General features: G+C 71.8%; 13 protein-coding genes and 1 tRNA gene. 7 read left to right on the forward strand and 7 right to left on the reverse strand.

Going from position 1 to position 14,887, the window contains the following annotated elements; translation table 11 throughout:
* Positions 1 to 21: 21 nt before the first annotated feature.
* From SJY14_RS09120 to SJY14_RS09140, 5 genes are all read right to left on the reverse strand, one after another.
* Positions 22 to 717: a response regulator gene (locus SJY14_RS09120; protein WP_396598748.1), complete on the reverse strand. Its 696-nt coding sequence runs from the start codon at positions 715 to 717 to the stop codon at positions 22 to 24.
* A complete protein-coding gene (locus tag SJY14_RS09125; protein ID WP_143048486.1) occupies positions 714 to 2,057 on the reverse strand; it encodes a sensor histidine kinase in 1,344 nt (447 codons plus the stop codon). Before SJY14_RS09125 ends, SJY14_RS09120 begins: the two co-directional genes overlap by 4 nt.
* Before the next feature lie 130 nt (positions 2,058 to 2,187).
* The gene (mshC, locus tag SJY14_RS09130; RefSeq protein WP_396598749.1) at positions 2,188 to 3,450 is read right to left on the reverse strand and encodes a cysteine--1-D-myo-inosityl 2-amino-2-deoxy-alpha-D-glucopyranoside ligase; all 1,263 of its coding nucleotides are present in this window, start codon (positions 3,448 to 3,450) and stop codon (positions 2,188 to 2,190) included.
* A complete protein-coding gene (locus tag SJY14_RS09135; protein WP_396598750.1) occupies positions 3,447 to 4,289 on the reverse strand; it encodes an undecaprenyl-diphosphate phosphatase in 843 nt (280 codons plus the stop codon). The genes mshC and SJY14_RS09135 overlap by 4 nt, the downstream gene beginning before the upstream one ends.
* Before the next feature lie 28 nt (positions 4,290 to 4,317).
* Complete coding sequence (locus tag SJY14_RS09140; RefSeq protein WP_396598751.1) at positions 4,318 to 5,646, reverse strand: M20/M25/M40 family metallo-hydrolase; 1,329 nt, start codon at positions 5,644 to 5,646, stop codon at positions 4,318 to 4,320.
* Between the two features lie 109 nt (positions 5,647 to 5,755).
* On the opposite strand from SJY14_RS09140, the gene SJY14_RS09145 reads away from it, so the two are divergent.
* The 5 genes from SJY14_RS09145 to SJY14_RS09165 all read left to right on the forward strand — a co-directional run bounded on the left by SJY14_RS09145 (position 5,756) and on the right by SJY14_RS09165 (position 9,789).
* Positions 5,756 to 5,840 (forward strand) — tRNA-Leu (locus tag SJY14_RS09145).
* 168 nt (positions 5,841 to 6,008) lie between these two features.
* Positions 6,009 to 6,926 (forward strand): alpha/beta hydrolase fold domain-containing protein, encoded by a 918-nt coding sequence (locus tag SJY14_RS09150; RefSeq protein ID WP_396598752.1) that lies wholly within the window; start codon positions 6,009 to 6,011, stop codon positions 6,924 to 6,926.
* Between the two features lie 54 nt (positions 6,927 to 6,980).
* A complete protein-coding gene (locus tag SJY14_RS09155) occupies positions 6,981 to 7,958 on the forward strand; it encodes an aldo/keto reductase (RefSeq protein ID WP_396598753.1) in 978 nt (325 codons plus the stop codon).
* Between the two features lie 97 nt (positions 7,959 to 8,055).
* Complete coding sequence (locus SJY14_RS09160) at positions 8,056 to 8,343, forward strand: hypothetical protein (protein WP_071253301.1); 288 nt, start codon at positions 8,056 to 8,058, stop codon at positions 8,341 to 8,343.
* Positions 8,344 to 8,457: 114 nt separating this feature from the next.
* The gene (locus SJY14_RS09165; protein WP_396598754.1) at positions 8,458 to 9,789 is read left to right on the forward strand and encodes an NAD(P)/FAD-dependent oxidoreductase; all 1,332 of its coding nucleotides are present in this window, start codon (positions 8,458 to 8,460) and stop codon (positions 9,787 to 9,789) included.
* 87 nt (positions 9,790 to 9,876) lie between these two features.
* Here SJY14_RS09165 and SJY14_RS09170 read toward each other — a convergent pair whose 3' ends face one another.
* On the reverse strand, positions 9,877 to 10,449 hold the full coding sequence (locus SJY14_RS09170; RefSeq protein WP_396598755.1) for a TetR family transcriptional regulator: 573 nt from the start codon (positions 10,447 to 10,449) through the stop codon (positions 9,877 to 9,879).
* 81 nt (positions 10,450 to 10,530) lie between these two features.
* Here SJY14_RS09170 and SJY14_RS09175 point away from each other — a divergent pair, with 81 nt between their 5' ends.
* A complete protein-coding gene (locus tag SJY14_RS09175; RefSeq protein ID WP_396598756.1) occupies positions 10,531 to 11,988 on the forward strand; it encodes an MFS transporter in 1,458 nt (485 codons plus the stop codon).
* Here the strand turns inward: SJY14_RS09175 and SJY14_RS09180 are convergent, their stop codons facing one another.
* Positions 11,989 to 13,200: an MFS transporter gene (locus tag SJY14_RS09180; RefSeq protein WP_396598757.1), complete on the reverse strand. Its 1,212-nt coding sequence runs from the start codon at positions 13,198 to 13,200 to the stop codon at positions 11,989 to 11,991.
* Positions 13,201 to 13,282: 82 nt separating this feature from the next.
* Here SJY14_RS09180 and SJY14_RS09185 point away from each other — a divergent pair, with 82 nt between their 5' ends.
* On the forward strand, positions 13,283 to 14,671 hold the full coding sequence (locus SJY14_RS09185) for an LLM class flavin-dependent oxidoreductase (protein ID WP_396598758.1): 1,389 nt from the start codon (positions 13,283 to 13,285) through the stop codon (positions 14,669 to 14,671).
* Positions 14,672 to 14,887 lie beyond the last annotated feature (216 nt).

Consider the following 14,887-nt stretch of genomic DNA (forward strand, 5'->3'; position numbering starts at 1 on the left):
GGCCCGGCTCGACGACCTCGCTCAGGTGGCGGGTTCGCCCGGGACGGCGACGCCGTTCTCGTAGGCGAACACCACGGCCGCAGTCCGGTCACGGAGGCCGAGCTTGCCGAGCACGTTGGAGACGTGGGTCTTGACCGTCGCCTCGCCGAGGAACAGCCGACGGGCGATCTCGGCGTTCGAGGCCCCGGAGGCCAGCCGGTCGAGGACCTCGCGTTCGCGTTCGGTGAGGGTCGCCAGGGCCGGACTGGGCACGACGACCCGCGCCGTCGCCGGGTCGCCCACGGCGCGTTCGACGACGGCACGGGTGAGTTGGGGCGAGAGCAGTGCGTCGCCGCGGTGCACGACGGCGATCGCCTCGATGAGGTCCTCGGGCGTGGCCGTCTTGAGCAGGAAGCCGCTCGCCCCCGCCTGAAGTGCCCGGAAGACGTAGTCGTCCCGGCCGAAGGTCGTGAGGACCAGGACCGCCGGGCCGCCCTCGGGAGACTGCGCGAGGATGCGACACGTGGCCTCGAGCCCGTCGAGGACGGGCATCTCGATGTCCATCACGACGACGTCGGGGCGGAGCCGCCGGACGAGGTCGACGGCCTCGAGCCCGTCGCAGGCCTCGCCCACGACGCGGACGTCGGGCGCGGTGTCGAGGATGATGCGGAAACCCGTGCGGACGAGGTCCTGGTCGTCGACGAGCAGGACGGTGACGGGATCGGTCGTGTCGGTCATGATCTTCCGGAGGGGTCGGTGGCGACGTGGTCGCGGGGGCGGGCGTCGGCGCACGCGCTCACGGGCAGGACGGCGTGCACCCGGTAGCCCCCGCGCGGTCGGGGGCCGAGCTGCAGCTCGCCCCCGTGCAGGTCGACCCGTTCGCGCATGCCCCGTTGGCCCAGTCCGGCGCCGGACGCGGCCGCGCCCTGCGGTGGGCCTGCCCCGGGGTAGGGCGTGGGGCCGGGACGGCCGTCGTCGACGACCTCGACCTCGACGGTGCGGTCGCCGTAGCGGAGCTGCACCTCGGCGAGCGAGGCGTTGCCGTGCTTGAGGGTGTTGGTGAGCGCCTCTTGGGTGATGCGGTAGAGCGTGACCCCGATGCTCTCGGGGACGTCGTGCGCGTCGCCGTGGACCGAGAACCGGACCTCGAGACCGAGTGCGCGCGTGTCGGCCATGAGTTCGGGAAGGGCGCCGAGGCCCGCGGGGGCGGACCCGGCCTCGCCGTCGCGCGACCGCAGCACGGACAGCAGGCGGTCGAGCTCGTCGATGGTCGTGCGCGCCGTGCCCTCGACGGCCGAGAGGGCACCCCGTGCGATCTCGGGCCGGTCGAGGGTCCGCCGGGCCGCCCCCGCCTGGATGCCGATGACGGCGACGTGGTGGGCGACCACGTCGTGCAACTCGCGGGCGAGGCGCGTGCGCTCCTCGTTGATGGCCCGGTCGGCGACGAGTTCGTGTGCGGCTCGCAGCTCGACCCCCGTGCGTTCGAGCGCGTGCAGCCTGGTGGCCGACACGCGGGCCGCTCGGCCGAAGGCGATGGCCGTGACGAGGACGATGCCGTTCGACACGAGCGTGTAGGCGATCGTGGCGAGGGTCACGGGGTCGGGGGCCTCGGCGTCGGACACGTAGACCGAGCGCAGCCACACCCCGAGCCAGACGAACATGACCGCGGTCACGACGACGCTCACGACGAGCGCTCGGGCGCGCCGGGCCGCCCAGGCGTTCGCGGTGAAGATGGCCACGAACTCGACGATGGACGGCGTCAGGGTGTCGGGATAGCCCCGCAGCTGGGCGGCCAGGAACACGGCCGACACGACGACGAGGACGGCCACGGGCCGCTGCCGACGGAAGGCGAGCGGCGCGCAGAGGCCCACGAGCCACATCACGCTCTCGACGATCGACGGAGAAGTCGCCCCGTCGGTGTCCGCGACGATGACGGCACTGAGCCAGAGCGTGGCGAGGCCGAGCACGGCGGTGAGCGCCGCGATCCAGAGGTCGACGCGCGTGTCGCGTCGGGTCAGTGGGCGGCGGGCGTCGCTCGACGTCGCGGCCGAGGCCGGAGCGGTGATCGACGGTTCCACGCCGACCATCGTAGGGCAGACGTCCGTGCTGATTGAGGAACACTCATGCATACGCATGGAGAACGGGGCAGACGACCTGTTTTCCCGAGTCGTCCCGCGCGGCCGGGCGAGTACGTGCTCCCGGACGCGCTCAGGCGCGCAGGTCGATGCCCAGCAGCGCCTGGACGGCGTCGACGTCGACCTCGGACGGGGCCGCTGCCCGGCTCACGACGGCGTCGACGGCGTCCAGTGCCGACGGCGTGTCGAGGTCGCCCGCGAGGGAGGAACGCAGGGCGACGACCAAGGGGGTGGGGGCCGTGACCGGCACCGCGCCTCCTTCGCTCGTGGCCGCCCAGGCGAGCCAGCGGCCGAGGCGCTGCTCGGCGGCGACGAGGTCGGCGTCGAACCACTCCCGGTCGGAGCGGTAGTGGTGCGCCAGGAGGGCGAGCCGGACGGCGCGCGGGTCGTGGCCCGCGGCGACGAGTTCGCTGACCTTCACGAGGTTGCCGAGCGACTTGCTCATCTTCTCGCCCTGGTACGCGACCATGCCGGTGTGCGTGTGGTGCACGGCATAGGGGCGGCCGGTGAGGGCCGTGCCGTGCGCCGTGCTCATCTCGTGGTGCGGGAACACCAGGTCGCTGCCGCCGCCGTTGACCGTGATCGGCACGTCGAGGTGCTGTTGGGCGATGACCGTGCACTCGATGTGCCAGCCCGGGCGGCCCGCCCCCAGCGTGGTGGGCCAGGACGGCTCGTCGTCACGGGCCGCGCGCCAGAGCAGCGGATCGAGCGGGTCGCGCTTCCCGGGGCGGTCGGGGTCCCCACCGCGCTCGGCGAAGAACCGGGCCATCGTTTCGGCGTCGTACCGGCTCTCGAGGCCCAGGTGCCAGTCGGTGTCGCGCTCGGCGGCCCGGACGTCGAAGTACAGGTCGTCGCCCGCACCGGAGGCGTCGGTCGGCACGGGGTACGCGAGACCACGATCGAGGAGGCGCGCCACGGCGTCGGCGACGTCGGTCACCACCTCGGTCACCGCGACGTAGTGCGTCGGCGGCACCACCGCCAGGTGCTGCATGTCGCTGCGGAACAGGTCCGTCTGGCCGTCGGCGAGCTCGCGCCAGTCGACGCCGGTGGCCGTCGCCCGCTCGAGCAGCGGGTCGTCGACGTCGGTCGTGTTCTGCGCGTAGACCACCTCGACCCCGGCGTCGCGCCAGACGCGCAGCAGCGTGTCGAATGCCAGGTACGTCGACGCGTGACCCAGGTGGGTGGCGTCGTAGGGCGTGATGCCGCAGACGTACAGGCCGGCCCGCGAACCGTCGACCTCGGTCGGGTGCACCGTGCCGGTCGACGTGTCGTGGAGTGCCGGGAGGTCGCCGAGGCCGGGGAGGCGCGGGACGACGGGTTCGGCCCAGGACCTCATGCAGCCACCACGCCCGTCCCGAGCAGGACGAGCAGGACGACGCCGAGCACGATGCGGTAGGCCACGAACGGGGCGAAGCTGCGGCGCGAGATGTAGTTCATGAAGAACGCGATGACGACGAAGCCGACGACGAAGGCGACGACCGTGGCGGCCAGGGTCTCACCCAGCGAGTAGGGCCCGGGGTCGCTGAAGCTCTGGACGAGTTCGTAGAGCCCGCTGCCGAAGACGGCGGGCACGGCCAGCAGGAACGAGAACCGTGCGGCGGCCGGCCGCGTGTAGCCGAGGGCGAGTGCCGTGGTCGTGGTGGCACCCGACCGCGACACGCCGGGGAAGAGCGCCAACACCTGGGCGACGCCGACGGCGATGCCGTGGCCGTAGCGCATGTCCTCGAAGCGCTCGGTCTTCTTGCCGAGACGGTCGGCCAGGCCGAGCAGCACGCCGAACACGATCAACACGATCGCCACGATCCAGAGGGAGCGGAAGACCGTGCGGATGTACTCCTGCGCGACGTAGCCCGCGAGCACGATCGGCACGGTGCCGATGATCACGAGCCAGCCCATGCGGACGTCGGGGTCGGTCCGCGGGATCTTGCCGGTCACACCGGCGAACCAACGCGAGACGATGCGGGTGATGTCGCGCCGGAAGTAGATGACGACCGCGAGCTCGGTGCCGAGCTGCGTGATGGCGGTGAAGGTGGCGCCCGGGTCGAACTCGGCCGCCGCTCCGGGATCGCTGAAGAACAGGCCGACGAGCCGCAGGTGGGCACTGGACGAGACGGGGAGGAACTCCGTGAGGCCCTGGACGAGGCCGAGCAGGAGTGCCTGGAGGAGATGCTCCACGCGGGTGACCCTTCTGGTGCGGGGGTTGCTAGTACGTCGACAACAAGTCCCGCAGGACGCGACTGCCAAAGGATAGTGCGTCGAGCGGCACCCGTTCGTCGACGCCGTGGAACATGGCCGGGAAGTCCATGCCCTCGTCGAGCCGGAGCGGGGCGAAGCCGTACCCGGCGATGCCGAGCAGGCTGAGGGCCTTGTTGTCGGTGCCGCCCGAGAGCAGGTACGGCAGGACGGGTGCCCCCGGGTCGTGGCGGTCGAGGGTGGCGGTGATCGCGTCGACCAGAGGGCCCGAGAACGGCGTCTCGAGTCCGATGTCGGTGTGCATCGTCTCGATCTCGACGTCGTCGCCGATGAGCGCCCGGACCTCGGCGAGCACGGACTGTTCTTGCCCCGGCATGCACCGGATGTCGACCAGGGCCTCGGCCGTGTCGGGCACGACGTTGTGCTTGTAGCCCGCAGTCAGCATCGTGGGGTTCGTCGTCGTCCGCAGCGACCCGCGGATGAAGCCCTTGGCCGTGCCGGTGCGCAGGACCAGCTCGTCGGGTGCGACCTCGTGCACGTCGACGTCGAGGATGCGGGCGACCTCGCCCAGGAGCGCGGTGGTCGTGTCCGTCAGCACGATCGGCCACTGTTGGCGGCCGAGCACGGCGACGGCCTCGGCCAGGCGCGTCACGGCGTTCGCCTCGATCATCTGGGAGCCGTGGCCGGCGGTTCCCCGGGCCGTGAGCTTGACCCAGATCAGGGCCTTCTCGCCCGTCTGCAGCAGGTACGAGCGGCGACCGTCGATGAAGGTCGAGTAGCCGCCGACCTCGCTGATCGCCTCGGTGGCGCCGTCGAACAACCCGGGGTGCTCCGTCACCAGGAAGTGCGAGCCGAGGACTCCCCCGGCCTCCTCGTCGGCGAGGAACCCCAGCACGAGGTCGCGGGCCGGTCGTTCGCCCGCCCGCAGGATGTCGCCGACGGCCGTCAGCATCATGGCGTCCATGTTCTTCATGTCCACGGCGCCACGGCCCCAGAGCATGCCGTCGCGGACCACGCCGCCGAACGGGTCGACGGACCAGTTCGCCGGGTCGGCCGGCACGACGTCGAGGTGTCCGTGCACCACCAGGCCGGGCTTCGCCGGCTCGGCACCCTCGACCCGGGCGATCACGCTGACCCGGCCGGGTTCGGACTCGAACAGCTGCGGTTCGAGGCCGAGGTCGCGGAGGGCCGCCTCGACGTACTCGGCCGCGTCGGCTTCTCCGTTCGACCGCCCGCCGCCGTAGTTCGACGTGTCGAACCGGATGAGGTCGCGGGCGATGCGGGCCGTCTCGTCGAGCTCGGACTCGGTGGGGCCGGTGCTCGTGGGGGTCGTCGTCATGCGCTCCACGCTACCTGCCGTGCCCCTCTCGCCGACGGACGGGCCCGTGGTCACGAGGGCCCTCCGAGCCGTGCTAATCTTTCGTGTCGGCTTCGGTCGGCACCATCCAGTCCGGGTGGCGGAAATGGCAGACGCGCTAGCTTGAGGTGCTAGTGCCCGTATAGGGCGTGGGGGTTCAAGTCCCCCCTCGGACACTCGAAACATATTCTCTCGAGAGGCGTTTCACCAGATCTGTGTTGAGACAGATGCTTGTTCGCAAGCGACGGAAGGCCCGAACACCTCAGGTGTCCGGGCCTTCCTTGGTTCCCGGGTCGGGTTCCCGGGTCGCCCGCCCTCCCCCGGCACGTGCGTAGGGTCGTGACATGTCGCTCTCGATGGCCGCCACGCGTGCCCTGCTGCGCTTCCGCCCCCGCTCGACCGAGACCGAGGACTCCCTCGTGCGCTCCGTCGCCCGTCAGGGCTCCGGGGCCCCGGCCACGCGGGCAGTGCGGCGGGTCGCGACCGTCGAGGAGGCGCGGGTCGGCGAGGTCCGCGTCGTCACCCTCCGGCCGCGTCGGGCCCCGAGCGGCGTGCACGTCGTCTACCTGCACGGCGGTGCCTACGTGCACCCCGTCCTGACCACGCACTGGAACCTCCTCGCCCGACTCGTCCGCGCCTCCGGGGCCGTCGTGACGGTGCCGCTCTACGGGCTCGCCCCGGCTCACGACGTGGACGAGGTGCTGCCGCTGTTGGACGCCGTCCTCGAGGACGTGCGCCGCGCCTCCCCGTCCCGGGTCGTCGTGGCCGGCGACTCGGCGGGCGGGGCGCTCGCCCTCGTCGCGGCGATGCGGGAACGCGACGCCGGTCGGCCCGTGCCCGACGCCCTCGTGCTCTTCTCGCCGTGGGTGGACGCCCTGCTCGACTCCGCCGAGGTGGAGGAGGTCGCACGGATCGACCCCATGCTGGGGCGCGACGGCCTCGTCGCAGCAGGTCGATGGTGGGCCGGCGACCGCGACCCGGCCTCGCCCGAGGTCAGCCCGGTGCGGGGCGATCTCTCGGGTCTGCCTCCCGTGTCCGCCTACGCCGGCGACCGCGACCTGCTCACGCCCGACGTGAAGCGGCTGGTCCGCGGCGTGACCGCTGCGGGTGGACGCGCCGAGCTGCGGCTCTACCGCGGAGCGTTCCACGTCTTCGTCGGTGCGCCCTGGACGCCGGAGGCGCGGCGGGCCCTCCGACACGCCGCCTCGGTCGTCCGTGGCGACGCGTCCATCGCGGGTCGGGCCGCGCCGCCCCGCGCGTAGGGTCGCAGTCGGCGCGGCCGCCGGTGCCCCGCCCCACGACGAGAGGGAGCACACATGGAGTACGCACGACTGGGCACGAGCGGCCTGACCGTCTCGGCGGTGACCCTCGGCTGCATGAGCTACGGCGTGCCCGACCGCGGCACGCACGAGTGGAGCCTGCCCGAGGACGAGAGCCGCCCGTTCATCGCCCGGGCGCTCGAGCTCGGCATCACGACCTTCGACACCGCCGACGTCTACTCGGACGGAACCAGCGAGGAGATCGTCGGCCGGGCGCTGCGCGACTTCGCCACCCGCGAAGAGGTCGTGCTGGCGACCAAGGTGCACGGGCGCATGCGCCCCGGGCCCAACGGCGCCGGGCTCAGCCGGGGCCACATGATGAGCGCGATCGACGACAGCCTGCGCCGGCTCGGCACCGACTACGTCGACCTCTACCAGGTCCACCGCTTCGACCCCGAGGTGCCGGTCGAGGAGACGATGGAGGCGCTGCACGACGTCGTCAAGGCCGGCAAGGCCCGCTACATCGGCGCCTCGAGCATGTGGGCCTGGCAGTTCGCCTCGATGCAGCACGCGGCCGACCTCGGCGGCTGGACGCGCTTCGTCTCGATGCAGGACCAGTACAGCCTGATCCAGCGCGAGGAAGAACGTGAGATGCACCCCTACTGCCTCGACCAGGGTGTCGGCGTGCTTCCCTGGTCGCCCCTGGCCCGCGGGAAGCTGACCCGCGACTGGGACGCCACCACGGCCCGGACCGAGACCGACCGCTTCGGTCAGACGCTCTACAAGCAGCGCGAGGACGGCGACCGTGCGGTCGCCCGGGCCGTCGCCGACGTCGCCGAGGCGCGGGGCGTCTCGCGCGCACAGGTGGCCCTGGCCTGGGTCCGGCAGCAGGACGCGGTCACCTCGCCCATCGTCGGAGCCACGAAGATGCAGCACCTCGACGACGCCGTGGCCTCGGTCGACCTGTGGCTCACCGACGAGGAGCTGGACGCGCTCGAGTCGCCCTACGTGACGCGCGAGAACGAAGGGTTCTGACGCGACCGCTCCGCCCGGTCGATCGTGGTCGCGTCGGTCTAGGGTGAGCGGCACGGGTGGCGAGGACGCCGGCCGACCTCGACGAAGGGCAGCACCCATGGGCAGCGACGCCAACCACCACGAGCACGACCGGTCGAGCACGGGCGGACCCACCTCCGGTGAGGACGGCTCGTACGTCGACGATGATCTCGAGGACGGTGCCCGCACCCGCGGTCCGCACGACGGCGAGGCCGACGGCACCTACACCGAGGAAGCCGGCACGAGCGAGGGCGACGGCTCGTACGTCGACGCCCAGGTGCCGGACGAGCCCGCCGCGGACGGCGGACCCCACGACGGCGAGCCCGACGGGTCGTTCACGCAGAGCGACGTCGACGGCGGCCGCTGACCCCACCGCCCACCGGCGCCCCGGCCCGGCCCCCTGCGGGTGCCGGGCCGTTCGGCGCGTGGCGTCCCGTCGACCGGCCCCGGGGGTACGGTCGTCTGAGGGAGGAACACATACATGACCAAGCGAATCGTAATTCTCGGCGGCGGTTCCGCCGGGCTCACCACTGCACTCGAGCTGCAGAAGCGACACCCACCCCAGGCGGCGAGCATCACCCTCGTCGACCAGGCCCCGTACTTCACCTACCAGCCGTTCTTGCCCGAGGTCGCCGGTGGCCACATCGCTGCGCGCGACGTCACCGTGCCGCTGCGCAAGACGCTCAAGCGCACGAAGGTCGTCGAGGCGTCCGTCACCGGGCTCGACAGCGAGGCCAAGAAGGTCACCGTCACCAGTGCGGACGGCGAGTCGAGCGACATCGCCTACGACCAGCTGGTCGTCGCCCTCGGTGCGGTCACCCGCACCTTCCCGACCCCGGGACTCGCCGAGAACGGCGTCGGCTTCAAGAGCGTCGAAGAGGCGCAGTACGTGCGTGACCGCATCCTCGGCAACATCGCCGAGGCGGCCAGCGTCAAGGACCCCGCCGTCCGTCGCAAGCTCCTGACCGTCGTCTTCGTCGGTGGCGGCTACACCGGCGTCGAGGCCCTCGCCGAGCTGTCCGACGCCGCGAACTCGGCAGTCGACACGTTCCCCAACCTGTCGCGCGACGAACTGCGCTTCGTGCTGGTCGAGGCCCTCGACCGCGTCGCCCCCGAGGTCGGCCCCGAGCTCTCGAAGTGGACCCTCGGCCAGCTGCGCGGCCGCGGCATCGACATCCGACTCAAGACGACGATGCCCTCGTGCATCGACGGCGACGTCGTGCTGAGCGACGGCGAGACCATCCCCGCGGGCACGATCGTCTGGACGGCCGGTGTCAAGCCGAACCCGGTCCTGGGCGACATGGGCCTGCCCCTCGGTCCGAAGGGGCACGTCAACGTCAGCGCGACGCTGCAGGTGCAGACCGAGGACGGCCAGAAGCTCGACGGCGTCTGGGCCCTCGGCGACGGCGCGCAGGTCCCCGACCTCCTGGCCGAGAAGCAGCCCGCGTACTACCCGCCGAACGCGCAGAACGCCGTGCGCCAGGCGGTCACCGTGGCCGACAACGTCATCGCCACCCTCTCGGGCGAGCCCGTCAAGGAGTACCGCCACGAGTCCCTCGGCACCGTGGCGAGCTACGGCATCGGCAAGGGCGCGGCCAGCATGTTCGGCCTGCAGCTCAAGAACGTGCCGGCCTGGATGGCCCACCGCGGCTACCACCTGTACGCGATGCCGACGCTCAACCGCAAGTTCCGCATCCTCTCCGGCTGGGTGACGAACTTCGTCGGCGGCCGCGACACGACTCCGCTGGTCGGCCTCGGCGACCCGCGCGCGGGCTTCCTCAAGGTGACCCCGAAGGTCGACGCGAATAAGTAGACGCGACCGACATCGAAGGAGGCGCGTCCCGGGTGACCGGGGCGCGCCTCCTTCGTCGTCGGTGCGGTCGGTTGCCCCGGGTCCGGCTCAGGCGGTGGTGAGGCGCCGTACGGCCTCGCGCACGATCTCGCGCTGCAGGGCGGGGTCGAGGACCACACCGGGGTGTGCCTCGCCGAGACCGGGAAGGTTCTGCCAGGCGCGGGCGAGCGACATGACGAGGGCGAAGATGTCGTCGCTGCTCCAGGACACCGTCACGGCCGGGTCGTCACGGAGGCGGTCGAGTTGAGACAGGGCCGCGTCCTGGACGGCGCGCAGGGTGGGGACGGAGGCCTCCCAGTCGTGCTCGCCCTCGAGTCGGGCCCAGGCGATCAGTCGGCTGTGGTCGGGGTGGGCCTGCATATGGTCGAAGACGGCGAGGGCGAACTCCTCGATGCTCACGGACGGGCGCGACGCCGCGTCGCCCATCGTCTCGAAGGTGCCGTTGAGGACGGTCGTGAAGAGCGAACGCTTGTCGCCGAAGTTCGCGTACAGGCGCTCCTTGCTGCAGCCGGCCTCGGCCGCGATGCGGTCCACGCGCGCCCCGGCCAGCCCGTGTCGCGAGAACTCGGCGGTCGCCGCCTCGAGGATGGCTCGACGGGTCTCGGCGGCATCGGTTCGCATCGGATCACCGTAGCCGACTTACGAACCAACCAACTAGTAGGTAGGGTGATTCGTCGTCCCCTCAGAGAAACAGGTACCGCAGTGACCACCGTCGCCCCCGCTCCCACCAAGACGCGCTCGTCGCGCCGCTGGTGGGTGCTCGTCATCGTCGCCCTCGCGCAACTCGTCGTCGTCCTCGACGGCACCATCGTCAACATCGCCCTGCCCGACGCCCAGGCCGACCTCGGCCTCAGCGACGAGAACCGCCAGTGGGTCGTCACGGCCTACGCGCTCGCGTTCGGCGCCCTGCTGCTGCTCGGCGGCCGCATCGCCGACTTCTGGGGGCGCAAGCGCACCTTCATCGTCGGCATGGTCGGCTTCGGGGCCGCCTCGGCGTTCGGCGGCCTCGTGCAGACCGGGGGCGAGCTCATCCTCGCCCGCGGCCTCCAGGGCGTCTTCGCCGCCCTGCTCGCCCCCGCGGCCCTCGCGGTGCTCACCACGACCTTCGCGTCCGGCCGTGACCGGAACACCGCCTTCGCGGTCTTCGGTGCCATCTCGGGCGCGGGTGCCGCCGTCGGACTCGTGCTCGGCGGAGTGCTGACCGAGTTCGTCAGCTGGCGCTGGTGCCTGCTCGTCAACGTGCCCATCGTGCTCGTCGCCATCGTCGCCGCCGCCTTCGTGGTGAGCGAGAGCCGGGCCGAGGGACGCAACCGTCTCGACGTCGTCGGGACGATCGTCGTCGCCGCCGGCCTCGCGAGCCTCGTCTACGGCTTCACCCGGGCCGAGGACGGCTGGGGGTCGGCCGTCGTCATCGGTTTCATCGCCCTGGGGGCCGGCCTGCTCGCCCTGTTCGTCGTCGTCGAGCGACGGAGCGACCACCCGCTTCTGCCGATGCGCGTGCTCGCCGACCGCGTCCGGGGCGGGGCCTTCCTGGTGCAGTTGATCGTCGGGAGCGTCATGATCGGCGCCCTGCTCTACCTGACCTTCCACCTGCAGATCGTGCTCGGCTTCGGTCCGCTCGAGGCGGGGCTCGCCAGCCTGCCGATGACGCTCGTCATCATGGTCTGCGCTCCCCTGCTGACCAAGCTGCTGCCGGTCGTGGGCCCTCGCCCGATGATGATCGTCGGTCCGCTGGTCGCCGGGGCGGGGCTGCTCTGGCTCGCCACGCAGATCACGGCCGACGGCTCGTACGCCGTGCAGGTGCTGCCGGCCCTGCTCGTCATGGGCGTCGGCCTCGCCGGGGTCTTCGTGCCGATGCAGAACCTGGCGCTCAGCCGGGTCGCGCCGCACGACGCCGGTGCCGCCAGCGCGACCTCGAACGCCATGATGCAGATCGGCGGATCGATCGGTCTCGCCGTGTTCACGAACCTCTACGCCGGGGCCGTCGCGTCCTCGACGTCGACGGTGGGCGGGCCGCTCGGTGCGCTGGTCGACGGCTACTCGGTGGCGTTCCTGGCCGCCGCGATCGCCATGCTGCTCGCGGCGCCGATCTCGTTCTTCCTCATCCGAGGCCGCAAGGAGGACCTGCTGCCCACCGAGGCGCCCGTGCACCTCGGCTGATCAGGCGGGCGTCGGGGCGGCGGCGGTGGTCCGGGGCAGACGGACCGCCGCCCCGGCCGCCACCGCCAGCAGGACGGCCGCCACGCCGAAGGCCGCCGGGTACGAGACCGTGTCGACCAGCAGCCCGGCGACGAGCGGCCCGGCGATCGCCCCGACGTCGGAGCACATCGAGAAGATCGCGACCGGACGACCGCCCCGGGCGCCCGCGGCGTCGCCCACCAGCGCCGCCGGCGCGGTGCCCATGAACGCCGTCGCCACGCCGTAGACGCAGAGCAGGGCGCCGAGGGTCCAGACGTCCGGGGCGAGCGACACCGCGAACAGGGTCACGGCGGCCACCGCGAACGCACCGATCACGGCCGATCGACGGCCGACCGTGTCGACGAAGCGCGCGGCCGGTGCCAGCGCGATGGTCTGGGCCACCGCCGACGCGGCGAAGAGCAGGCCCGTCCACGCCGTCGGTCCGCGCAGGACCTCGACCACGAGGACGGGGACGAGTGCGCTGCGCACTCCCAGCGACGACCAGCCCTGCGCGAAGTTGGCCACGCACGCGGTCCGGAACCGCACGTCGCGCAGCACGACCCCGAGGGGCACCGGAGGCGCGGTGACGGTCGTCGAGGAGTGCTGCGGTGCCCGGCGCAACAGCACGACGCCCACCAGGCCGGCCACGGCGAGCGTGCCCGCGTAGAAGAAGAACGGTGCCGTCAACGAGATGGTGGCGAGCAGTCCGCCGAGCGCCGGACCCGCCATGCCGCCGACGAGGAACCCGCCCTGGTAGAAGCCGACGGCCCGGGCTCGGAGCGACGGGTCGGTCGCACCGAGCAACAACGTCATCGCCGCGATGCTGAACATGGCCGAGCCGATGCCGCCCGCACCCCGGAGCAGCAGCAGCTGCGGGTAGGTCTGGGCGAGCCCGGCGAGCCCGCTCGACAGCGCCACGATGCCGATGCCCACCGAGAGCACGACCCGCTCGCCCATCAGGTCGATGAGTCGACCCACGAACGGGCTCGCCACGAGGCGCATGAGGGCGAAGGCCGAGAGGACGGCGCCCACCAGGGCGTGATCGACGCCGAAGCTGCGGGCGTAGACCGGCAGGACGGGGACGACCACGCCGAAGCCGACCATGACGAAGAAGGCGATCACGCCGAGGACGTAGACGTCGCGGGTGAGACGGGGGCGGTCGACGTCGGCGACGCGGGGGCGGAACGGGAGCACCGACACAGGCTACGGGGCGTGGAGTGTGACGTCGTGTGTCAGGGCGGACGACAGCACGAGCCCGGGTCGTGAGGATGGCCTCATGACTCGACGAATCCGGTTCAACGCCTTCGACATGAACTGCGTGGGGCACCAGTCCCCCGGTCTCTGGCGGCACCCCGACGACCGCTCGGCCGACTACACGAAGCTGAGCTACTGGACCTCCCTCGCGCGCCTCCTCGAGAAGGGCGTCTTCGACGGCCTCTTCATCGCCGACGTGCTGGGCACCTACGACGTCTACGGCGGCAACCACGACGCGGCCCTGCGCAACGGCACCCAGACCCCGGTCGGCGACCCGGTGCTGCTCGTCTCGGCCATGGCCGCCGCGACCGAGCACCTCGGCTTCGGCATCACGGCCGGCACCGCCTACGAGCACCCCTACCCGTTCGCACGGCGCATGTCCACGCTCGACCACCTGACCGAGGGGCGGGTCGGCTGGAACGTCGTCACCGGCTACCTGCCGAGCGCCGCCCGCAACATGGGTGCCGACGACCAGCTCGACCACGACACCCGCTACGACCAGGCGGACGAGTACCTCGAGGTCCTCTACAAGTTGTGGGAGGGGTCGTGGGAGGACGACGCCGTGGTGCGCGATCGCGAATCGGGCGTCTTCACGGACCCGACGAAGGTCCACGAGATCGGCCACGACGGCACCTACTACAAGGTTCCCGGCATCCACATCGCCGAGCCCAGCCCCCAACGCACGCCCGTGATCTACCAGGCCGGTGCCTCGCTGCGGGGCATCCGCTTCGCCGCCGGCAACGCCGAGTCGATCTTCGTGGCCGCCCCGACCAAGGAACGCTTGGCCGCGACCGTCGGGAAGATCCGGGACGCCCTCGAGGCCGCGGGTCGGGACCGCTACTCCGCGCGCATCTACACGTTGCTGACGATCATCACCGACGCCACCCCCGAGGCGGCCCGGGCCAAGCACGACGAGTACCGGCGCTACGCCTCCCACGAAGGGGCCCTGACGCTGATGTCGGGCTGGATGGGCGTCGACCTGTCGACCTACTCGCTCGACGACCCCGTGGGTGACGTCGAGAGCAACGCCATCCAGTCGGCACTCGCGAACTTCCAGGCGCAGGAGGGCGACACGGGCAAGGAGTGGACGATCCGCGACATCGCCGAGGCGGCGGGGATCGGCGGTCTCGGGCCCCGCATCGTCGGGTCCGGCGAGGAGATCGCGGACCAGTTGCAGGAATGGGTCGACGAGACCGACGTCGACGGGTTCAACCTCGCCTACGCGATCACGCCCGGCACGTTCGAGGACGTCGTCGAACACGTGATCCCCGTTCTCCAGGCCCGGGGTGTCTACCCCACCGAGTACGAGCCGGGCACCCTGCGGCAGAAGCTGTTCGGCCGCGGCGACCGGTTGCCGGACGAGCACCACGGAGCGCGGTACAAGGTCACCTCCGGGGTGTCGGCCCCCTGAGGGAGGCCTCCCGGGCGGAATCCGAGGATCGTTACAACGGCGTGTCGGCTGAGGCCGACACGCCGTCGTCACCTGGTCTTTCCTCTACTCGATTCGATAACGGGAGGGAAGTCTCGAGCCCCATGGGGGGTGGTCGGCGACATGACGCGGCGCGGTGGCCGCGGTTAGTGTGGACGCCGGTCGCCTCCAGAGGAGCGGCCGTTCGGACTGACGGTC

Source organism: Frigoribacterium sp. R86507, assembly GCF_044597695.1.
Classification (GTDB): domain Bacteria; phylum Actinomycetota; class Actinomycetes; order Actinomycetales; family Microbacteriaceae; genus Frigoribacterium.